The sequence below is a fragment of the Sphingopyxis sp. BSN-002 genome (genome assembly GCF_022024275.1).
GTDB lineage: Bacteria > Pseudomonadota > Alphaproteobacteria > Sphingomonadales > Sphingomonadaceae > Sphingopyxis.
The window spans coordinates 1667103-1687500 of the sequence record NZ_CP091804.1; the positions used below are offsets into that span (position 1 = coordinate 1667103).

The 20398-nt window shown below is 64.6% G+C and carries 14 protein-coding genes, 1 tRNA gene and 2 rRNA genes (1 of these 17 running past the window's edge); 7 read left to right on the plus strand and 10 right to left on the minus strand.

Going from position 1 to position 20398, the window contains the following annotated elements:
• Positions 1 to 115: 115 nt before the first annotated feature.
• The 3 genes from L7H23_RS08295 (at position 116) to L7H23_RS08305 (ending at position 5563) form a co-directional block, all read left to right on the plus strand.
• On the plus strand, positions 116 to 2962 hold the full coding sequence (locus tag L7H23_RS08295; protein ID WP_237838870.1) for a TonB-dependent receptor: 2847 nt from the start codon (positions 116 to 118) through the stop codon (positions 2960 to 2962).
• 148 nt (positions 2963 to 3110) lie between these two features.
• Positions 3111 to 4703: a bifunctional phosphoribosylaminoimidazolecarboxamide formyltransferase/IMP cyclohydrolase gene (purH, locus tag L7H23_RS08300; protein ID WP_237838871.1), complete on the plus strand. Its 1593-nt coding sequence runs from the start codon at positions 3111 to 3113 to the stop codon at positions 4701 to 4703.
• 206 nt (positions 4704 to 4909) lie between these two features.
• Positions 4910 to 5563 carry a YqaA family protein gene (locus L7H23_RS08305; protein ID WP_237839167.1) on the plus strand — a complete coding sequence of 218 codons (654 nt, stop codon included), beginning with the start codon at positions 4910 to 4912 and terminating at the stop codon, positions 5561 to 5563.
• Positions 5564 to 5692: 129 nt separating this feature from the next.
• On the opposite strand, the gene L7H23_RS08310 is transcribed toward L7H23_RS08305, so the two are convergent.
• The 3 genes from L7H23_RS08310 to L7H23_RS08320 form a co-directional block, all read right to left on the minus strand.
• Positions 5693 to 6238, minus strand: coding sequence for a VOC family protein (locus tag L7H23_RS08310; RefSeq protein WP_237838872.1), 546 nt, complete (start codon positions 6236 to 6238; stop codon positions 5693 to 5695).
• Entirely contained in the window at positions 6235 to 7323 is a 1089-nt protein-coding gene (hppD, locus tag L7H23_RS08315; RefSeq protein ID WP_237838873.1) for a 4-hydroxyphenylpyruvate dioxygenase, read from the minus strand. The genes L7H23_RS08310 and hppD overlap by 4 nt, the downstream gene beginning before the upstream one ends.
• 164 nt (positions 7324 to 7487) lie before the next feature.
• Positions 7488 to 9371 (minus strand): ABC-F family ATP-binding cassette domain-containing protein, encoded by a 1884-nt coding sequence (locus L7H23_RS08320; RefSeq protein ID WP_237838874.1) that lies wholly within the window; start codon positions 9369 to 9371, stop codon positions 7488 to 7490.
• Between the two features lie 73 nt (positions 9372 to 9444).
• On the opposite strand from L7H23_RS08320, the gene L7H23_RS08325 reads away from it, so the two are divergent.
• Positions 9445 to 9867: a VOC family protein gene (locus L7H23_RS08325; RefSeq protein ID WP_237838875.1), complete on the plus strand. Its 423-nt coding sequence runs from the start codon at positions 9445 to 9447 to the stop codon at positions 9865 to 9867.
• A gap of 2 nt (positions 9868 to 9869) precedes the next feature.
• On the opposite strand, the gene L7H23_RS08330 is transcribed toward L7H23_RS08325, so the two are convergent.
• From L7H23_RS08330 to L7H23_RS08340, 3 genes are read right to left on the minus strand one after another with little or no spacing between them, the layout of a single operon-like run.
• The gene (locus tag L7H23_RS08330; RefSeq protein ID WP_237838876.1) at positions 9870 to 11414 is read right to left on the minus strand and encodes a DHA2 family efflux MFS transporter permease subunit; all 1545 of its coding nucleotides are present in this window, start codon (positions 11412 to 11414) and stop codon (positions 9870 to 9872) included.
• An 8-nt stretch (positions 11415 to 11422) separates the two neighbouring features.
• Positions 11423 to 12568 carry an HlyD family efflux transporter periplasmic adaptor subunit gene (locus L7H23_RS08335; RefSeq protein WP_237838877.1) on the minus strand — a complete coding sequence of 382 codons (1146 nt, stop codon included), beginning with the start codon at positions 12566 to 12568 and terminating at the stop codon, positions 11423 to 11425.
• A 2-nt stretch (positions 12569 to 12570) separates the two neighbouring features.
• Positions 12571 to 13989 carry an efflux transporter outer membrane subunit gene (locus L7H23_RS08340; protein ID WP_237838878.1) on the minus strand — a complete coding sequence of 473 codons (1419 nt, stop codon included), beginning with the start codon at positions 13987 to 13989 and terminating at the stop codon, positions 12571 to 12573.
• Between the two features lie 65 nt (positions 13990 to 14054).
• On the opposite strand from L7H23_RS08340, the gene L7H23_RS08345 reads away from it, so the two are divergent.
• Positions 14055 to 14693 (plus strand): TetR/AcrR family transcriptional regulator, encoded by a 639-nt coding sequence (locus L7H23_RS08345; RefSeq protein ID WP_237838879.1) that lies wholly within the window; start codon positions 14055 to 14057, stop codon positions 14691 to 14693.
• On the opposite strand, the gene L7H23_RS08350 is transcribed toward L7H23_RS08345, so the two are convergent.
• Positions 14690 to 14956, minus strand: a complete 267-nt coding sequence (locus L7H23_RS08350; protein WP_237838880.1) for a hypothetical protein — start codon at positions 14954 to 14956, stop codon at positions 14690 to 14692. The genes L7H23_RS08345 and L7H23_RS08350 overlap by 4 nt on opposite strands.
• Positions 14957 to 15041: 85 nt before the next feature.
• Here L7H23_RS08350 and fdhD point away from each other — a divergent pair, with 85 nt between their 5' ends.
• Positions 15042 to 15842 (plus strand): formate dehydrogenase accessory sulfurtransferase FdhD, encoded by an 801-nt coding sequence (fdhD, locus tag L7H23_RS08355; RefSeq protein ID WP_237838881.1) that lies wholly within the window; start codon positions 15042 to 15044, stop codon positions 15840 to 15842.
• A gap of 61 nt (positions 15843 to 15903) precedes the next feature.
• A complete protein-coding gene (locus L7H23_RS08360; protein WP_237838882.1) occupies positions 15904 to 18180 on the plus strand; it encodes an FdhF/YdeP family oxidoreductase in 2277 nt (758 codons plus the stop codon).
• Positions 18181 to 18250: 70 nt separating this feature from the next.
• Here L7H23_RS08360 and L7H23_RS08365 read toward each other — a convergent pair.
• The 3 genes from L7H23_RS08365 to L7H23_RS08375 form a co-directional block, all read right to left on the minus strand.
• Positions 18251 to 18327, minus strand: a tRNA-Met gene (locus tag L7H23_RS08365).
• Positions 18328 to 18439: 112 nt separating this feature from the next.
• Positions 18440 to 18554 (minus strand): 5S ribosomal RNA (rrf, locus tag L7H23_RS08370).
• Between the two features lie 116 nt (positions 18555 to 18670).
• Positions 18671 to 20398 (minus strand): 23S ribosomal RNA (locus L7H23_RS08375) (it continues 1063 nt past the right edge of the window).

The following is a 20398-nucleotide window of genomic DNA, read 5'->3' on the forward strand; positions in this document are numbered from 1 at the left end:
TCATTCGTGTGACACCGGTGTAACGCGGGGGTCACAACCTCCTGCCACTCGCCCCCTCGAATCGCCCGCAGCCAACAGGCGCGGACGATCCTTCGGCACTCTCCAGGGGGACATAATGACCAAGCTTCGCACCGTCCGTTCGCGCATCCTGATCGGCACCTGCCTTTCGCTCGCCGCCGCGCTTCCCGGCACCGCCTTCGCCGGCGACCTGACCGGCACCGTTACCGACGCGAGCGACACGCGCGCGCTGCAGAGCGCGCAGCTGCGTATCGTCGAACTGAACCGCGTCGCCGAATCGGATCGCGACGGCAGCTTCCGCTTCCCCGACGTCGCCCCGGGGACCTACACACTCGAAACGACCTATGTCGGCGCCGAAACGCGCACCCAGACGGTCACGATCCCCGACAGCGGCAACGCGACCGCCAACGTCGTCCTGGGCACCGACGGCACGATCCTCGTCCTCGGCCAGTCGGCCAACATGACCAGCGCGCTGTCGCGCCAGAAGGCCGCCGACGGCGTCGAAAGCGTGCTGACGCGTGACGCGGTCGGCCAGTTTCCCGACCAGAATGTCGCCGAATCGCTGCGCCGCCTGCCCGGCGTCAACATCCTGAACGACCAGGGCGAAGGCCGTTTCGTTTCGGTCCGCGGCCTCGACCCCGAACTCAACGCGACCTCGGTCAACGGCGTTCGCCTGCCCGCGCCCGAAAGCGACGTCCGCTCGGTCGCGCTCGACGTGATTTCGAGCGACAGCATCGAATCGATCGAGGTCAAGAAATCGCTGACCCCCGACATGGACGCCGACACGATCGGCGCCTCGATCGAGATCAACACGACGAGCGCCTTCGAACGCCGCAAGAATCTGCTGACCGCGAAGATCGAGGGCAGTTTCAACGATCTGTCCGAGAAGCTGACGCCGAAGGGCAGCATCGATTTCGCGCAGCGCCTTGGCGACAATGTCGGCGTGTCGGGCGGCGTCTCCTACTATCAGCGCAAGTTCGAGACCGACAATGTCGAAGCCGACGGCTGGAACGAGGATGACGGGCTGATCTTCCCCGAGGAAGTCAATTACCGCGACTATGACGTCGAACGGAAGCGCTTCAGCGCGAACCTCAACTTCGACTTCCGCCTCGGCAGCTCGACCAAACTCTATGCACGCGGCATCTACAGCCAGTTCGACGATCAGGAATATCGCCGCGAGACGAGCCTGAAGCTTGAGGATGCGGGCTCGATCACCGCCGACGGCGACAACGTCCAGTTCAGCGACGAGGACGGCGAACTGCAGGTCCAGCGCTCGCTGAAGGACCGCTTCGAACGCCAGCGGATCCGCAGCATCGTGCTCGGCGGCGAAACCAACAGCGACGGCTGGCGCATCCAGTATTCGGGCAGCTATGCCAAATCGTCGGAGCGCGAGAAGGGCTCGATCGACCCCGCGAATTTCGAGAAGAGCTTCGAGGATGACGGCCTGACGATCGGCCTCGATACGTCGAACCCCCGCATCCCGCGCTATTATCTCAGCGGTCCGGCCGATGTGGTGCTCGGCGATTTCGTCGATCCGTCGGAATATGAACTCGACAGCATCCAGGTCACCGCGTTGTCGGATTCGCGCGACGAGGAATGGGGCGCGAAGCTCGACATCGGCCGCGAGTTCGCGATGGACAACGGCAGCTTCACGATCCAGGCGGGCGCGAAGGGCCGCTGGCGCGACAAGAGCTACAACCTCACGACCGAATATTGGGAAAATGACGATATGACGCTGGCCGACGTCGTCGGTTCGCAGACCTATCGCCTGATCGATATCTCGCCGGTTCCCGACAAGAAGGCCGTCCGCGCCTTCTTCAACGCCAACCGCAGCGCGTTCGAGCTCAACGAATTCGACTCGCTCTTCGACTCGGCGGTCGAGGATTATTCGGTGAGCGAGGACGTGATGGCGGGCTATCTGCTCGGCCGCTGGGACAGCTCGAAACTGCGTGTCATCGGCGGCGTCCGCTACGAGCACACAAAGAACGACATCCGCGCGAACACCGTGACCTCGATCGAGGAAGACGGCACGCTGCCCGACGGAACGATCGCCGACGAGGACACCGTCATCGTCGCACCGAACCAGTTCAAGCGCAGCTATGGCGACTGGCTGCCCAGCCTGACGATCCGCTGGGCTCCGCAGGAAGCCCTCGTGCTGCGCGCCGCGGCGTACAAGAGCCTCGTCCGCCCGAAGCTGTCGAAGCTCGCCCCGCGGTTCACGATCGAACAGAATGACGACGACGAGCGCGAAGGCGAATTCGGCAACCCGGACCTCAAGCCCTATCAGGCGTGGAATTTCGACGCCGGGGTCGAATATTATCTGCCGGGCAATGGCGCTCTGTCGGCCGGGTTCTTCTACAAGGATGTGAAGAACTTCATCGTCGATACCAAGATCGAGGATCCCGGCACCTATAACGGCATCGCATTCGACGAAGCGACGATCCCGATCAACGGCAAGAGCGCACAGATCTGGGGGCTCGAGCTCAGCTATCAGCAGGCGCTGCGTTTCCTGCCCTCGCCGCTCGACGGGCTGCTCGTTTCGGCGAACTATACCTACACCGACGCGACCGGCACCGTGCCGATCGACGGCGACATCACCGACCTGCGCGATATACGCCTGCCCGCGGCTTCGAAGCATACTTTCAACGCCGCGCTCGGTTACGAAAAGGGCCCGGTGTCGCTTCGCCTCGCAGGCACCTATCGTTCGAAATATCTCGACGAGCTGGGCGATGACGCCGAAGAGGACCGGATCATCGACAACCACTTCCAGCTCGACCTGTCGGCCAAGTACGACGTGACCAAGCAGGTTCAGGTCTTCTACGAGTGGGTGAACATCAACAACGCGAAATATTATGCGTACAACAATGTCGGCGCCCGCCAGAACCTGCTGCAGTTCGAGCAGTACAAGTGGACGATGAAGTTCGGCGCGCGGGTCAAGTTCTGATCGGCAAGTGCAAGGGGTGGTCGCAGGCCAAGGCGTGCGACCGCCCCCGGCCGGGATCGCGTCGTCCCGGCCCGACGCCGCTTGCGATAGCGGACACACACGCCTAGGGGGGCGGCGTCTTTCCCGTCTTGCAAAGGCCGCCCTTCCCATGACCGACCTGATTCCCGTCCGCCGCGCATTGCTGTCCGTCAGCGACAAGGCGGGGCTCTCCGAGCTTGCCGCGGCGCTCGTCCGCCACGGCGTCGAGCTGGTCTCGACCGGTGGCACCGCGAAGGCGCTGCGCGAGGCGGGTCACACGGTCCTCGACGTCTCCGACCTCACGGGCTTTCCCGAGATGATGGACGGCCGCGTCAAGACGCTCCACCCGACGGTCCATGGCGGCATCCTCGCGGTCCGCGACGATGCGGCGCATGTCGCGTCGATGGAGGAGCATGGCATCGGCGCGATCGACCTCGTCGTCGTCAACCTCTACCCCTTCCTCCAGACGGTGATGAGCGGCGCCGACCGCGATACGATCATCGAGAATATCGATATCGGCGGCCCCGCGATGGTGCGCTCGTCGGCGAAGAACCACGCTTTCGTCGGCATCGTCACCGAGCCCGAGGATTATGCCGCGCTGATCGAAGAGCTGGACGCCAATGGCGGCGCGACGACGCTCGCCCTTCGCAAGCGCCTCGCGGCGACCGCCTTCGCGCACACCGCGACCTATGACAGCATGATCGCGCAATGGTTCGCCTTCGCCGATCAGGGCAAGATGTTCCCCGACACGCTGCCGCTCACCGCCAAGCTCGCGAGCGAGCTGCGCTATGGCGAGAATCCGCACCAGAAGGCCGCGCTCTACCTGCCCGCCGGCCCAGCCGCGCGCGGGATCGCGCAAGCCGAACAGGTGCAGGGCAAGGAACTGAGCTACAACAATATCAACGACGCCGACGCGGCGCTCGAGCTGGTCGCCGAATTCCGCGAGGCGGGCCCGACCTGCGTGATCGTCAAGCACGCCAACCCGTGCGGGGTCGCGAGCGGCGCGACGATCGCCGAAGCCTATGATGCGGCGCTGAAGTGCGACGACGTCTCGGCATTCGGCGGTATCATCGCGGTCAACCGGCCGCTCGACGGACCGACGGCCGAGGCGATCAGCGGCATCTTTACCGAAGTCGTCTGCGCCCCCAACGCCGATGCGGACGCGCGCGCGGTGTTCGCCAAGAAGAAGAACCTCCGCCTGCTGCTCACCGGCGAACTTCCCGACCCGGCTCGCGGCGGGCTGATGCTCAAGACGATCGCCGGCGGCTGGCTCGCGCAGAGCCGCGACAATGGCCGGATCGGCCTTAGCGACCTCAAGGTCGTCACCGACCGGGCACCGAGCGAAGAGGAGTTGACCGACGCGCTGTTCGCGTGGACCGTCGCCAAGCATGTGAAGTCGAACGCGATCGTCTATGCCAAGGGCGGCTCGACCGCGGGCATCGGCGCGGGACAGATGAACCGCCGCGACAGCGCGCGCATCGCCGCTGTGAAGGCACGCGAGGCCGCCGAAAGCCATGGTTGGGCAGAGCCCCGCACCGTCGGCAGCGCGGTCGCGAGCGACGCCTTCTTCCCCTTCGCCGACGGCCTTCTCGCGGCGGTCGAGGCAGGCGCGACCTGTGTAATCCAGCCGGGCGGTTCGATCCGCGACGACGAGGTGATCGCGGCGGCGAACGAAGCGGGCCTCGCGATGGTGTTCACCGGAATGCGTCACTTCCGGCACTGATCACCTATTTGAACGTCATCCCGGCGAAGGCCGGGATCTCACCCTCGCGGCCTGATGCACGGGCGGGATCCCGGCCTCCGCCGGGATGACGACAAAAGAGATGGCCGCTCTCCCATCTCGACTTCGCTCTACTCCGGCGGCATAGACGTCGCATCGCGATACGCGCAGCAAGGACCAGCATGACCGAAATCGTCCGCAAGCCGTCGATCATCCAGCGGCTCTACAACTGGACGATGGAGAAATCGGCGCATCCGCACGCCGAGTTCTGGCTGGCACTTGTCTCGTTCGTCGAGGCGAGCTTTTTCCCGATCCCGCCGCACCCGTTGCTGGGGCTGATGTGCCTCGCGAACCCGAAGAAGGCGGTGCGCTACGCGATCATCTGCACGCTCGCGTCGGTCGCGGGCGGGATGCTCGGCTATTCGATCGGCTATTTCCTGTACGAGAGCGTTGGGCTGTGGCTGCTCGGGGTGCTCGGGCTGACCGACGCCTTCCCCCCGGCCGCCTGTTATCTGCGCGAATTCGGCGCCGAGATCATCCTGATCAAGGGTGCGACACCGATCCCGTTCAAGCTGCTGACGATCACCGCCGGCTTCATCCACATGAATTTCTGGACCTTCCTGTGGGCAAGCCTCGCCAGCCGCGCCTTTTCCTTCATGCTCGTCGGGATTTTGTTCCGGCTGTTCGGGGCGCCGATCAAGGCGTTCATCGACAAATATCTGATCTGGGTCACCGGCGCGTTTCTGGTCGCGGTGGTTGCCGGCTTCATCGCGATCGGCGCGCTGTCGGGCGACGGCAAGACGAAGGAAGCCGACAAGTGCAGCGGCGCGACGCTCGAGAGTATCGGGCTCGACCGGAAGTAGCATTTTCTCCCCTCCCGCTTGCGGGAGGGGTTGGGGGTGGGCCGCAACGTCGACAATACCCGCCCCGCTGCGACTAGGCAGCAAGCTGCCAAGTCTCGCTACCCCTCCCGCAAGCGGGTGGGGATCAAACTATTCGTTCGCCGCCTGATGCAGCCAGTCGGCGTGGCGCGGGGCCTTCTTGGTCTGGCTCCATTCTTCGAGCATCAGCGGCGCGACGCGCTTCAATTCGGCATATTGCTCGTCGGTGCCGATGTCGCACGCCAGCTCGACGCGGTGGCCGTTCGGGTCGAAGAAATAGATCGACTTGAAGATGCCGTGATGCGTCGGGCCGAGCACGTCGATGCCGTTGGCGTTCAGATGCTCTTTCGCCGCAACCAGCTCGTCATAGCTGCCCACCTTGAACGCAAGGTGCTGCACCCACTTCGGTGTATTCTCGTCGCGGCCCATGTCGGGCTGGTTCGGCAGCTCGAAGAAAGCGAGGATATTGCCGTTCCCCGCATCGAGGAAGACGTGCATGTACGGATCATATTCGCCGGTCGACGGCACATGGTCCTCGGCAAAGGCGGTCGTATAGGTCATGCCGAGCATGGCTTCGTACCAGTCGACCGTTTCCTTCGCGTCCTTGCAGCGATAGGCGGCGTGGTGAACCCCGCCGAGTTTGATCGGGCTCGTCATTCGGCGGGTTCCTCGACAGTCAGCGCACCCCGGCGAATCTGGTCCATTTCCATCGATTTGAACAGCGCGGTGAAATTGCCCTCGCCGAAGCCTTCATCCTTCTTGCGCTGGATGAATTCGAAGAAGACCGGACCGATCACCGTCTGGCCGAAAATCTGGAGCAGCAGGCGCGGATCGCCCTGTTCGGTCGAGCCGTCGAGCAGGATGCCGCGCGACTGGAGGCCCTCGACCGACTCGCCGTGGCCCGGAAGCCGCTCCTCGAGCATTTCGTAATAGGTCGCCGGCGGCGACGGCGCGAAGGGATTGCCGAGCGCCTTGAGCTTGTCCCACGCGGCGTAGAGATCGTCGCAGCTGAAGGCGATATGCTGGATGCCCTCGCCATTATAGGCGCGCAGATATTCCTCGATCTGGCCCTTGCCGCCCGCGCCCTCTTCGTTGAGCGGGATGCGGATCTTGCCGTCGGGGGCGGTCATCGCCTTCGAGGTGAGGCCGGTATATTCGCCCTTGATGTCGAAATAGCGGATCTCGCGGAAGCCCGCGATCCGCTCGTAGAACGCCGCCCAATGCGCCATCCGGCCGCCATAGACATTGTGCGTCAGGTGATCGATCAGCTGCATGCCCGCGCCCACCGGATGGCGATCGACGCCTTCCTCATAGACGAAGTCGATGTCGTAGATGCTGAGGTCGTCGCCGTAGCGGTCGATCAGATAGATGATCGAGCCGCCGATGCCGCGGATCGCGGGCAGCCGCAGTTCCATCGGCCCGGGCGTGACCTCGACCGGCTCGGCGCCGCGCTCGACCGCCTCGGCATAGGCCTTGGCCGCATCGCGCACGCGCCAGCCCATGCCGCACGCCGACGGGCCATGCTCGGCCGCGAAATAGGCCGCGGGCGATTTGGGCTCGTAATTGGCGATCAGGTTGATCCCGCCCTGGCGCCACAACTGGACGTCCTTCGAGCGATGATGCGCGATCTGGGTGAAGCCCATCGCCTGAAACACCGGTTCGAGAATGCCCTTTTCGGGTGCCGAAAATTCGACGAACTCGAAGCCGTCGAGGCCCAGCGGGTTTTCGAACAGGTCGGCCATGGTGCATTCCCCATATAGTTTCAATTGAAACTATTATGATGGATCGGGACGGGAGAGTCAATCCATCCCCACGCCGTCATCCCGGCGAAGGCCGGGATCTCGACGATGAGTCGTAACGATAGGGTGAGATCCCGGCCTTCGCCGGGATGACATAATTACCGGGATCAGGCCGCCGCCGTCTCGATGGCCTCAAGCGCTTCCATCCATGCCGCCTCGACGCCTTCCAGCTCGGCCGCGAGCTTGCCGCGGCGCTGCGACAGGTCGCCCATCGTCAGCTTCGCAAGCGCAGGCTCGGCGCTGGCGGGATCGAACATCGCGCGGTCGATCGCGCTGATCTGCTGCGCGAGCTTGGCGGCGCGCGCCTCATGATCCTTCGCGGTCTTGCGGAGCACCGCCTGCGCCTCGCGCGCCTTGGCGGCTTCCTGCCGCGCGGACTTGGCGTCCTTCGACTTTACCGCGGGCTTCGCATCGTCGTTCGCGGCCGACTTGCCCAGGATGAACGCGACATAATCGTCCATGCTGCCGTCGAAATCGCGCGCGGTGCCGTTATCGACGAGCACCAGCCGGTCGGCCGACAGTTCGAGCATGTGGCGGTCGTGGCTGACGATCAGCACCGCGCCATCGAAGCCGTTGAGCGCCTGCACCAGCGCCTCGCGCGCGTCGACGTCGAGGTGGTTGGTCGGCTCGTCGAGGATCAGCAGGTGCGGCGCCTCGCGCGTGATCAGCGCCAGCGCGAGCCGCGCGCGTTCGCCGCCCGACAGCTTACCCACTTCGGTGGTCGCCTTGTTGCCGGTGAAGCCGAAGCGCCCGAGCTGCGCGCGCACCGCGCCGGGGGTCTTGCCTGTCATGACGCGCGTCATATGGCCGAGCGGCGTGTCGCTGCCGTCGAGTTCCTCGACCTGATACTGCGTGAAATATCCGACGCGCATCTTGCCCGCGAAGGCCATCGCGCCATCCTCGGGCTTCAATTGCGCTGCGAGCAGACGCGCGAGCGTCGTCTTGCCATTGCCGTTGCGGCCGAGCAGCGCGATGCGGTCGTCGGGATCGATGCGCAGGTTGAGGCGCGAGAGCACCGGATGGCCCGGCGCATAGCCGACGCTCGCAAGGTCGAGCGTGATCAGCGGCGGCTTCAGCTCGTCTCCGGGGCTCGGGAAGTCGAACACGAGGCTCGGGTCTTCCGCGATCGATGCGATCGGCTGCATCCGCGCGAGCTGTTTCGCGCGCGACTGCGCCTGTTTCGCGGTCGAGGCGCGTGCGCTGTTCCGCGCGACATAGTCCTGCAGCTTCGCGCGCTGCGCATCCTGTGCGGCCTTTGCCGCGGCGAGCTGCGCCGCGCGTTCGGCGCGCTGACGCTCGAACGCGTCATAGCCGCCAGCATAGAGCGTCACCTTCCCGCCTTCGAGGTGCAGGATATGGTCGACGACATTGTTGAGCAGGTCGCGCTCGTGGCTGATCACGACGAGCTGGCCCGGATAGGCGCGCAGAAAGCTTTCGAGCCACATCGTCGCTTCGAGATCGAGGTGGTTCGACGGCTCGTCGAGCAGCAGCAGATCGGGGTTCGAGAAGAGCAGCGCCGCGAGCGCGACGCGCATCTTCCACCCGCCCGAATAGCTGTCGAGCGGCTGGCCCTGCATCTCCTCGTCGAAGCCGAGCCCGATCAGGATGCGCGCGGCGCGCGCGGGCGCGGTATAGGCGTCTATCGCGATCAGGCGTTCGTGAATGTCGGCGAGCCTGTCGGGATCCTGCTCGGTCTCCGACGCCGCGAGCAGATCGGCGCGTTCGGTATCGGCCGCGAGCACCGTCTCGAACGGCGTCGCGGTACCGCTCGGCGCTTCCTGCGCGATATAGCCGACGCGCGTGCGGCGCGGCATTTCGACGCCGCCGTCGTCGGCCTCGAGCTGGCCGATCATGACTTTCATCAGCGTCGACTTGCCCGCACCGTTGCGGCCGATCAGCCCGACGCGGCTCTTGCCGGGCAGGCTCGCGCTTGCGCGGTCGAGGATGGTGCGCCCGCCGAGGCGCACGGTAAGGCCATTGATCGTCAGCATGCGCGCGCCCCTAGCACGGCCTTGCGCGAAGCCCAAGGCTGGCTTTCGCGGAGACGCCAGGGCAAAGGGAGGCATGGCCGACATCGCCCCCTTTCACATCGCCTTCCCCGTCGATGACCTCGACGCCGCGCGGCATTTCTATGGCACTGTGATGGGATGTCCCGAGGGGCGTAGCGCCGCGGACTGGATCGACTTCAACCTCTATGGTCATCAGATCGTCGCGCACCGCGTCGAACGGCGCGAAGCGGTCGCGGGGCATAATCCGGTGGACGGGCATGATGTTCCGGTGCCGCATTTCGGGGTCGTGCTGCCGCCCGCCGAATGGCAGGCGCTCGCCGCGCGGTTGCAGGGGCATGGCGTCGATTTCGTGATCGAACCGCACACGCGCTTTCCGGGTCAGCCGGGTGAGCAGTCGACGATGTTCTTCCTCGACCCCGCGGGCAATGCGCTGGAGTTCAAGGCCTTCGCCGACCTGGGACAATTGTTCGCCAAATAGGGCTAGTGCCCGCCGCCCATCGAAATCTGTTTCGGGCGCGGCGCGCACCACACCGAAATCGCGGCGATCACAAATACCACGCCGGCCGCGAGGAACAGGTGCAGCACGCCGAGCGTCGCCGCCTGCCCTTCGACCAGCCGGTCGAGAACGCCGCGCGCCTGTTCGGCGGTCAGCCCGGCGCTCTGCATCGACGATAGCGCGCCTTCGGGGTTATTGAGCGCCGATACGAGTTCGGAACGCGAGGTGCGGCTGGCGTCATCCCATGCGGTCGTCGCAATTGCCGTACCCATTGCGCCGCTCAGCGTGCGAAGGAAGCTCATCAGGCCGGCGGCCGAGGTCTGGACATGCGCGGGCACCGAACTCAGCGCGAGCGCGGTCAGGCCGACGAAGAAGAAGGGCATGCCGATCCCCTGCAGCACATGCGGCATGGCGAGCGTCCAATAGCCGACATCGGCGTTCCAGCTCGCGCGCAGGATCGACATCAGCGCCATCCACAGGATGCCCGCGCTGATCGAAATGCGAAGGTCGATCTTGCCGATCAGGCCCGCGGCGACCGGCGACAGCAGCACGGCGAAGCAGCCGAGCCACGCGACGACATAGCCCGTCTCGGTCGCGGTATAGCCGACGACCTGTTGCAGCCACAAAGGCGTCAGCACGACCTGTGAGAAGAAGGCACCGAAGCCCAGCGAGATGGCGATGGTCGCGAAACTGAAGCCGCGGAAGCGGAAGACGCGCAGGTCGACGACCGGGTTGGCGTCGGTCAGCTCCCAGATGACGAAGGCCGCAAAGCTGATCGCGGCGATGATCGCGAGCGCGACGATCCACGTCGATCCGAACCAGTCATGCTCGCGTCCCGTGTCGAGCATGATCTGGAAGGCGCCGACCGAGAGGACGAGCAGGATCAGTCCGATGACGTCGATGCGCGCCTTGATCCGCTTCGTCTCGAACGCGCCGAGCATGCTGCCGACCCCGAACGCACAGATCGCGACGACGGGCAGGTTGATGAAAAAGATCCACGGCCAGCTCCAGTTGTCGCTGATCAGCCCACCGAGAATCGGCCCGAGAATCGGCGCGGTGGTCGTGGTCATCGCCCAGATGGCGAGGCCCATGCCGGCCTTTTCCTTCGGGAAGATGCGGAGCAGCAACACCTGCGACAGCGGCATGAGCGGGCCGCCCGAGAGACCTTGCAGAACGCGGAACAGGATCAGCGCGTCGAGCGTGCGCGCGATACCGCACAGGAAGGAGAAGATGCCGAAGCCGATGATCGAGATGATGAACCAGCGCACCGTCCCGAAGCGCGAGGCGAGCCAGCCTGTCAGCGGCACGCTGATCGCGTCGGCGACCGCATAGCTGGTGATCACCCACGTTCCTTGCGTCGGGGACACGGCCAAGCCGCCCGCGATATGCGGGACCGACACATTGGCGATCGTCGTGTCGAGGACGACGACGAAGTTCGCGAGCGCGAGCGCAAAGGCCGCGGCGAGCAGCTTGACGCCGCTCAGCGGTTGCGGTTCGGCCGGCAGGGAGGTCGCAGCGGCGCTGGCCATGCTTCAGTTCATTTCCCGCGCGTGTCGATCGTCGCTTCCATCGAGAGCCCGACGCGCAGCGGATGCTCTTTCAGATCGCGGGGATCGAGCGCGATGCGGACCGGAAGACGCTGGACGACCTTGACCCAGTTGCCCGTCGCATTCTGCGCGGGGATCAGCGAGAAGGCCGCACCGGTGCCGCCGGCGATGCCGGTGACCTTGCCGCGATAGACGACGTCGCCGCCATAATAGTCGGAGGTCAGCTCGACCGGCTGGCCGATACGGATGCGCCGGAACTGGCTTTCCTTGAAGTTCGCGTCGACATAGGCGGTCGCGACGGGGACGATCACCATGATCGGCGCACCGGCGGCGATCCGCTGGCCGACCTGCACCTGCTTGTTGGTGACGATGCCGTCGACCGGCGCGCGAATGACCGTGCGTTCGAGGTCGAGCAGCGCCTTGTCGAGCCGCGCCTGCGCGACTGCGACATCGGGAGCGGTCTCGATCGTCGTGCCGCGGACGAGCGCTTCGGCGGCGCCGAGATCGCCGCTCGCCGAACCGCGCGTCGCTTCGGCCGAGGCGATGGTTGCGGCGGCAAGATCGCGCGCGGCGGTCGCCGAGGCGAGCGTCGTGCGCGCGGTCGTCAGTTCTTCGGCAGAGACGGCCCCGGTTCCGGCGATGCTTTCGCGCCGCGCCAGCTCGGCGCGCGCTTTCGCGACCGTCGCGTCGGCGTCGCGGAGGCGTGCACGCGCCTGCGCAATGTCGGCGCCGCGCGCCGAGACACGCGAGCGGGCGGCATCGGCGTTCGCATTCGCCTGACCGTAGCGCTGACGCGCCTGGCGCAGCGCACCTTCGGCGTCGGCGACCGCGATCTTCGCATCGGCGTCGTCGAGGATGACGAGGATATCGCCCTTCTTGACGACCTGCGTGCCGCTGACGCGCACTTCTTTCACGGGCGCCGCGATCAGCGCGGTGATCGTCGCCGAGTCCGCACCGACATAGGCATTGTCGGTCGACACACGGCCCGCCTGCGTCAGGAAATACCAGATGCCCCAGACTGCCGCGATCACGATCACGGCGATCAGCAGGATGCGGAGCAGCCGCTTGCGCTTCTCGGGCTGCGCGGCGTCGGTTTCAGGGGTTTCGGGGGTCGCCGCAGCCGTATCTTCGGCCATCGTCATTCTCCTGTCTGGGTCTGGTAGCCGCCGCCGAGCGCGCGGATGAGAGAGATATCGAGGACAAGCTTGCGCGCTTCGAGGTCGGAAACCTGCCGCGCGAGCTGGGTCATGCTGTCTTCGGCGACCAGCTGCGGAAGCTGGTTCGAAAGACCTGCACGGTAACGGAGGCCCGCGAGCTGCGCCGCGTCAGTCGCGGCCTTCAGCGCATCGCGCCGCTCGGCGAGCTGGCGCGCGGTCGCGTCACGGCTCGCGACGATGTCAGCGACATCGCGAAGCGCCATGATGAGCGTGCGGTCGTAATTAGCGACCGCGCTGTCGAATTCCGCGCGCGCGCCGCGATAGCGCCCCTGCAATCGCCCGCCCTCGAAGATCGGCAGGCTGATCGCGACACCGCCATTGCCGTACTCGGAGCCCGACTTGAAGAGGTTCGACAGCCCGAGCGACTGGAGGCCGACGAGCGCCGAAAGGTTGATGTTCGGATAGAAATCGGCGCGCGCGACGTCGATGCGCTTCGCCGCCGCCTCGGCGCGGAGGCGCGCCGCGACGATATCGGGACGGCGACCGATCAGGTCGATGCCGGCCTGCGGCGGGAGGCTGATTCCGGGCGAGACGAGCGTCGGGCGCGTAATCGACAAGCCGCGGTCGGGACCCGCGCCGACCAGCGCCGCGAGCCGGTTGCGCGTCGTGGCGATCGCTTCCTCGAGTGCGGTCACGTCACCGCGCGCTGCCGCAGCGCGGCTTTCGGCCTGTCGTTCCGCCGACTGGTTCTCGATTCCCGCGGCAGCACGCTTGCCCGACACGTCGGCGCTCGCGCTGCGGACGCGCACCGCGTCCTTCGCGACGTCGAGCGCCTGATAATAGGCCGCAAGATCGGCATAGGCCGATGCGATGCCGGTCGTCAGCATCAGCCGCGCCTGCGCTTCGTCGACGCGCGCTGCCTCGGCTTCGGAGGTCGCGGCAGCGAGCGCCGCACGATTCTTGCCCCACAGGTCGAGGTCGAAGCTGAAGGTCGCGGCGACATGGCCGGTATCCTGAATGCCGTCGGGCACGAACTGCGGCGGGATGCCCAGATTCTTGCTCTGCTGCGTGCCGCCGACGCTGCCCTCGGCACCGACACGCGGGAGCAATGCCGCGCCTGCCTGTTGCGCGATGCCCTCGGCGGCGCGCACGCGCGCAGCGGCGGTCGCGATGTCGGGCGAGCCCTTGAGGCCCTCCGCAATCAGCGTGTCGAGCTGGGCGTCGCCAAAGCTCTGCCACCAGCCCTCGACGGGCCAGGCGCCGTTCGCGTCGGCAAAGGTCGCCGACGATTCGAGCGACTCGGCCGCGACCGGTACGGGCTTCGGCCCGAGATCGGGCACGCTCGCGCAGCCCGAAAGCAGGCTCAAAACAAGGGCGGAGGGGAGAATTTTATTTTTCATGGTGTCCAACGATACTAGCTGGTATCATGCGCCAATGAACCCCGGAGACTGAGTTGTCAATCGAAATGATACCAGCTGGTACGGCGCCCGCCGACGATGCTGCCGCACTGCGCCGCAAAGCCTTTATCGATGCCGCGCGCGAAGCCTTTTTTGCCAACGGCTATGCCGGCACGACGATGTCCTCGATCGCGAGCAAGGTCGGCGGCTCGAAAACGACGCTGTGGAGCTATTTCCCCTCGAAGGAGGATCTGTTCGCCGCGATCGTCGACGATATCGTCCACCATTACGGACAGGTGCTTTCGATCGACCTTCCCGTCGATCGCCCGGTGCCGGAGGTGCTGCGCAACTTCGGCAATGTGCTGATGACCAAGCTGACGTCGCCGCAGCTGCTCTCGCTCTACCGGCTCGTCGTCGGCGAGGCCGATCGCTTTCCGCACCTTGCCGAAACTTTTTACGATCGCGGCCCGCGGCGCGGCAAGGCGCGCGCGGCCGAATGGGTCGCCGAAAAGATGGTGCGCGGCGAGATCCGGATGGGCGACCCGATGCGCGCGGTGCAGCATTTCTCGGGGCTCTGTCAGTCGGGCGTGTATCAGTTCGCGCTGCTCGGCATGCACCAAACGGCCGATCTCGGTCGGCTCGGCGAGGAAGTCGATCTGGCGGTCGAGAATTTCTGCCGCGCGTGGTGCCCGCCCGAAGCGGCCTAGTCCGGGTTTTCGTTCGCGCGGTCAAACAGATCCATGAAATCGCGCGCAGCGTCGCGCTCGGCCGCATCCTTGAACGCGACATCGAGATCGGGCGCGACGCCGAGGATATACATCAGCGTCCACAGCGCGAAGCGGCGACCACCGTTCGTCTCGAGCCCGAAATCGACGCGCATCCGCTCGGTGCCCGCAGCGAAAGCCTCGGGGTGGAGCGCATCGAGGTCGGCGGTGCCGAAATAGCGGCGAAGCTGGTCGTCGAAATCCATCGCCTCCCGTCGCAGAAAGCGGCGGCGAAGCCAAGCGTGGCGAGGCACGTTGTCATCGCGGCGGCGCGCTCCTAGGGCTGGTCGCATGCAGAGCGAACGCGACTTTCCGGCGACGCGCATTGGCTTTCTGGGTCAGGACGATGCCGCGATCGAACGCGCCGTCCCGGTCGAGGCGCCGGTCGCGATCGAATATAATGGTATCGGCTATGCGGTGATGATGGCGACGCCCGACGATCTCGAGGCCTATGCCATCGGCTTCACGATCTGCGAGGGGCTGGTTACGGCCGCGGGCGATATCGGCGGGATACAGGTCAATGCAGTCGCTGGCGGCTGGGTCGTGCGCATCCGCTTACCCGCGGATCGGATGGACCGCGTGATCGAGCGCGCACGGACCCGCGCGTCCGAAAGCAGCTGCGGGCTCTGCGGGATCGAGACGATCGAGGAGGTGCTGCGTCCGCTGCACGCCGCACCGCGTCCTCGGCCGACCAGCCGCGTCGCAATCGCCCGCGCACTGGCGGCGTTACCCGATCATCAGCCGCTCGGCCGTGCAACCGGCGCGGCTCATGCCGCCGCCTTCTGCGACCCTGACGGAAGTATCCGCCTCGCGAAGGAAGACGTCGGCCGCCACAATGCGCTCGACAAATTGGTCGGCGCACTCGCGATCGAAAGGATCGATCCGGCGGAGGGATTTATCCTGCTCTCGGCGCGCTGTTCCTACGAGCTCGTCGAAAAGGCCGTGCGTGCGGGATGTCCGATGCTCGTTACCATTTCGGCGCCCACCAGTCTCGCGGTCGACCGCGCTGCCGCGGCGGGGCTGACGCTCGTCGCGCTCGCACGCCCGGATTCGGCGCTGATCCTGAGCAATCCGTTCGGAATCATCCAATAGTCTGATCGACGCGGGGGCGCCGACTGCGCTATGCTCGGGCACCGGATTTCGAGGAAACGACATGGCAAGCGACGAACCGCAAGGCGTGAAACCCTATCCCGGCCCCGCCGGTGGCTGGGGGGCGCTGCGCGCGGTCGCCCGCGCGGTGCGCGAGCAGATGGGCGCGAGCCCCGACACGCGCGCGCTGCTCCAGATGAACCAGCCCGACGGCTTCGACTGTCCCGGCTGCGCCTGGCCCGATCCCAAACATACCTCGTCGTTCGAATTCTGCGAAAATGGCGCGAAGGCGGTCACGTGGGAGGCGACGCCGAAGCGCGTCGATCCCCAATTCTTCGCGAAACACAGCGTCGACGAGCTGTGGCAATGGTCGGATTATGATCTGGAAGATGCCGGGCGGCTGACCGATCCGCTTGCCTATGATGCGGAAAGCGACCGGTTCGTGCCGATCGCTTGGGACGAGGCTTTCGCGCGGATCGGCGCCGCGATGCGCGCGATCGACGATCCCGATGCGATGGAATTCTATACCTCGGGCCGCGCGTCGAACGAGGCGGCCTTTCTCTATCAGCTGCTCGCGCGCATCTATGGCACGAACAATTTTCCCGACTGCTCGAACATGTGTCACGAGGCGACGAGCACCGGGCTGCCGCACTCGATCGGGGTCGGCAAGGGCACGGTAACGCTCGAGGATTTCGAGCTCGCCGACGCGGTTTTCTGCATCGGGCACAATCCGGGCACGAACCATCCGCGGATGCTCGGGACGCTGCGCGAGGTATCGCGGCGCGGCGCCCCGATCATCGTCGTCAATCCGATGCGCGAGCGCGGGCTCGAACGCTTTCAGGACCCGCAGGCACCCGTCGAGATGGCGACGCTGAGTTCGACACCGATCGCCTCGGCCTATCATCAGGTACGGATCGGCGGCGACGCCGCGCTGTTCAAGGGGATGATGAAGGCGCTGATCGAGGCCGACGCAACCGATATCGCGGCGGGCGGCGCGGGCTATCTCGACCGTGCGTTCATCACCGAACATACGCTTGGATATGAAGAGCTTAAGGCCGACATAGCGGGCACCGACTGGCGCGCGATCGAGCGCAAGTCGGGGCTGACGCGCGCCGCGGTCGAGGGGATCGCGCGTACCTATTGGCAGGCCGAACGCGTAATCGTCTGTTATGGTATGGGGCTGACCCAGCACCGCCACGGCACCGAGAATGTCCAGCAGCTTGCGAACCTGCTGCTGCTGCGCGGCAACATCGGCAAGCCCGGTGCGGGCATCTGCCCCTTGCGCGGGCACAGCAATGTGCAGGGCGACCGGACCGTCGGCATCACCGAGCTTCCGACCGAGAAATTCCTTTCGCGGCTCGATGCCGCGTTCGGGATCGCAAGCCCGCGCAAGCATGGCCATAATGCGGTCGAGGCGATCGCGGCGATGCGCGATGGGCATGCCAAGGGCTTCATCGGGCTCGGCGGCAATCTGGCGGTCGCGATGTCCGACCCCGAGGCGTGCTTCGAGGCGTTCCGCAAGCTCGACCTCAACGTCCAGATCTGCACCAAGCTCAACCGCACCTGCCTGCTCACCGCGCGCGAGACGATCATCCTGCCCTGCCTCGGCCGGACCGAGCGCGACGTGCAGGCGAGCGGGCCGCAGTCGGTGACCGTCGAGGATTCGATGTCGATGGTCCACGCCTCGCACGGCAAGCTGACGCCGGCATCGGCCGCCTTGCTGTCGGAACCCGCGATCGTCGCGGAGATCGCGAAGGCCGCGGTACCGGAGGCGGCGATCGACTGGGACGCGCTGATTGCCGACTATGACCGCATCCGCGACAAGATCGAGGAAGTGTTCCCCGATTTCCATGACTTCAACGCGCGCATCCGCACGCCGGGCGGGTTCCGCCTGCGCGTCGGCGCGTCGAACCGCGAATGGGACACACCCGACGGCAAGGCGCATTTCCTTGTTCACCCGGGAGTCGACGAAGACGATGGCCGCGACGATACGCCGCTAACGCTGACCACGGTGCGCAGCCACGACCAGTATAACACCACGATCTATGGGCTGAACGACCGCTATCGCGGCGTGACCGGGCGCCGCGACGTGATCTTTGCCAATGCCGAGGATCTGGCCGCGATGGGGCTCGCGCACGGCGACCACGTCGACGTCGTCGCGGGATCGGGACGCGTGCTTGCCGGACAGACCGTCCTCGCGCACGCAATCTCGCGCGGATCGGTCGCGGCCTATTATCCCGAGGCGAACGGCCTGATCGCGCTTGACGATTACGACCGGAAGAGCGGAACGCCGTCGTACAAGTCGGTTCCCGTCAAGCTGCGCCGCGCAGAAGCGGCCTGACAGCGCCCATATCCCCCGTCAGCCGGACACGAAAAAACCCGCCATCCCTTTCGGAAGGCGGGTTTGGTGTTGGTTGCGGGAGTAGGATTTGAACCTACGACCTTCAGGTTATGAGCCTGACGAGCTACCGGGCTGCTCCATCCCGCGTCAACCAGTCCGCGGCGCCGTTTCCGGACCGCAAAAACAGCAAAAGGCCGGCATTTCTGCCGGCCTCTAACTTTGTGAATGGGTTTCTTTTCGACCTTACGTCGGCTGCAATGCCTGGCGACGTCCTACTCTTCCAACGCTTAAGCGGTAGTACCATCGGCGCTGTCAGGTTTCACGGCCGAGTTCGAGATGGGATCGGGTGGGTCACTGACGCCATGGTCACCAAGCAATGAAGCCGGCGTAGGGTCAAAAGGGTTTCAATCGATGTCCGTGCAATACTGTCTGATCAATCATCCACATTTCGCGGACAAACCGGTCAGGCTTGTCGTTGATGGCGGGACTCTTAAGTGCGAATAGAGCAATTAGTATCGGTTAGCTCCACGCGTTACCGCGCTTCTACATCCGATCTATCAACGTGGTGGTCTTCCACGGCTCTATGAAATCTTATCTTGAGGGAGGCTTCCCGCTTAGATGCTTTCAGCGGTTATCCCGTCCATACATAGCTACCCTGCTGCGCGGCTGGCGCCACGACAGGTACACCAGAGGTATGTTCAACCCGGTCCTCTCGTACTAGGGTCAACTCCTCTCAAATTTCGACGCCCACGGCAGATAGGGACCAAACTGTCTCACGACGTTCTGAACCCAGCTCACGTACCACTTTAATTGGCGAACAGCCAAACCCTTGGGACCTGCTCCAGCCCCAGGATGTGATGAGCCGACATCGAGGTGCCAAACGATTCCGTCGATATGAGCTCTTGGGAATCATCAGCCTGTTATCCCCGGCGTACCTTTTATCCGTTGAGCGATGGCCCTTCCACTCGGGACCACCGGATCACTATGACCGACTTTCGTCTCTGCTCGACTCGTCAGTCTCGCAGTCAGGCAGGCTTATGCCATTGCACTCTAACAGACGGTTTCCAACCGTCCTGAGCCTACCATCGCGCGCCTCCGTTACTCTTTAGGAGGCGACCGCCCCAGTCAAACTACCCGCCACAGAGGGTCCCTGATCCAGTTTCATGGATCGAGGTTAGACATCAGAAAACAACAGGGTGGTATTTCACCTATGGCTCCACACCGGCTGGCGCCAGTGCTTCAAAGCCTCCCACCTATGCTACACAGTTCTTTCCTAATGCCACTCTGAAGCTGCAGTAAAGGTGCACGGGGTCTTTCCGTCTAACCGCGGGTACTCCGCATCTTCACGGAGAATTCAATTTCGCTGAGCATCTCCTGGAGACAGTGGGGAAGTCGTTACGCCATTCGTGCAGGTCGGAACTTACCCGACAAGGAATTTCGCTACCTTAGGACCGTTATAGTTACGGCCGCCGTTTACCTGGGCTTCATTTCGGAGCTTGCACCCCTCCACTTAACCTTCAGGCACCGGGCAGGCGTCAGGCCCTATACGTCGTCTTGAAGCCGACTTAGCAGAGCCCTGTGTTTTTGCTAAACAGTCGCTACCCCCTGGCCTGTGCCCCCCACAACTGGTTGCCCAGAAGTGGGGCCTCCTTCTTCCGAAGGTACGGAGGCAATTTGCCGAGTTCCTTCAGGAGACTTCTCTCAAGCGCCTTGGTATACTCTACCATCCCACCTGTGTCGGTTTAGGGTACGGTCTATAATGGAGGGGCTATTTCCTGGAACCTCTTCAAAGCCTGACCAATCCAATAAGGTCAGACAATTTACGAGATCCGTCACACACCTCCAGGCCCACGAATATTAACGTGGTTCCCATCGACTACCCCCTTCGGGCTCGTCTTAGGGGCCGGCTTACCCTGCTCAGATTAGCTTTAAGCAGGAACCCTTGGGATTTCGGCGAGAGGGCATCTCACCCTCTTTATCGCTACTCATGTCAGCATTCGCACTTCCGATACCTCCACGACCCATTACCAGATCGCTTCATCAGCCTACGGAACGCTCCGCTACCGCGTGTATTGCTACACACCCTAAGCTTCGGTGCACGTCTTGAGCCCCGTTACATTTTCGCCGCAGGAACCCTTATTTAGACCAGTGAGCTGTTACGCTTTCTTTAAAGGATGGCTGCTTCTAAGCCAACCTCCTGGTTGTTTTGGGATTCCCA

What these genes read in the sequence shown, in the direction of transcription:
- L7H23_RS08295 (WP_237838870.1), top strand. Translation starts at nt 116, where the DNA reads ATGACCAAGCTTCGCACCGTCCGTTCGCGCATCCTGATCGGCACCTGC.
- purH (WP_237838871.1), top strand. Translation starts at nt 3,111, where the DNA reads ATGACCGACCTGATTCCCGTCCGCCGCGCATTGCTGTCCGTCAGCGAC.
- L7H23_RS08310 (WP_237838872.1), bottom strand. Translation starts at nt 6,238, where the DNA reads ATGACGAGCCCGATCAAACTCGGCGGGGTTCACCACGCCGCCTATCGC.
- hppD (WP_237838873.1), bottom strand. Translation starts at nt 7,323, where the DNA reads ATGGCCGACCTGTTCGAAAACCCGCTGGGCCTCGACGGCTTCGAGTTC.
- L7H23_RS08320 (WP_237838874.1), bottom strand. Translation starts at nt 9,371, where the DNA reads ATGCTGACGATCAATGGCCTTACCGTGCGCCTCGGCGGGCGCACCATC.
- L7H23_RS08325 (WP_237838875.1), top strand. Translation starts at nt 9,445, where the DNA reads ATGGCCGACATCGCCCCCTTTCACATCGCCTTCCCCGTCGATGACCTC.
- L7H23_RS08330 (WP_237838876.1), bottom strand. Translation starts at nt 11,414, where the DNA reads ATGGCCAGCGCCGCTGCGACCTCCCTGCCGGCCGAACCGCAACCGCTG.
- L7H23_RS08335 (WP_237838877.1), bottom strand. Translation starts at nt 12,568, where the DNA reads ATGGCCGAAGATACGGCTGCGGCGACCCCCGAAACCCCTGAAACCGAC.
- L7H23_RS08340 (WP_237838878.1), bottom strand. Translation starts at nt 13,989, where the DNA reads ATGAAAAATAAAATTCTCCCCTCCGCCCTTGTTTTGAGCCTGCTTTCG.
- L7H23_RS08345 (WP_237838879.1), top strand. Translation starts at nt 14,055, where the DNA reads ATGATACCAGCTGGTACGGCGCCCGCCGACGATGCTGCCGCACTGCGC.
- L7H23_RS08350 (WP_237838880.1), bottom strand. Translation starts at nt 14,956, where the DNA reads ATGGATTTCGACGACCAGCTTCGCCGCTATTTCGGCACCGCCGACCTC.
- fdhD (WP_237838881.1), top strand. Translation starts at nt 15,042, where the DNA reads ATGCAGAGCGAACGCGACTTTCCGGCGACGCGCATTGGCTTTCTGGGT.
- L7H23_RS08360 (WP_237838882.1), top strand. Translation starts at nt 15,904, where the DNA reads ATGGCAAGCGACGAACCGCAAGGCGTGAAACCCTATCCCGGCCCCGCC.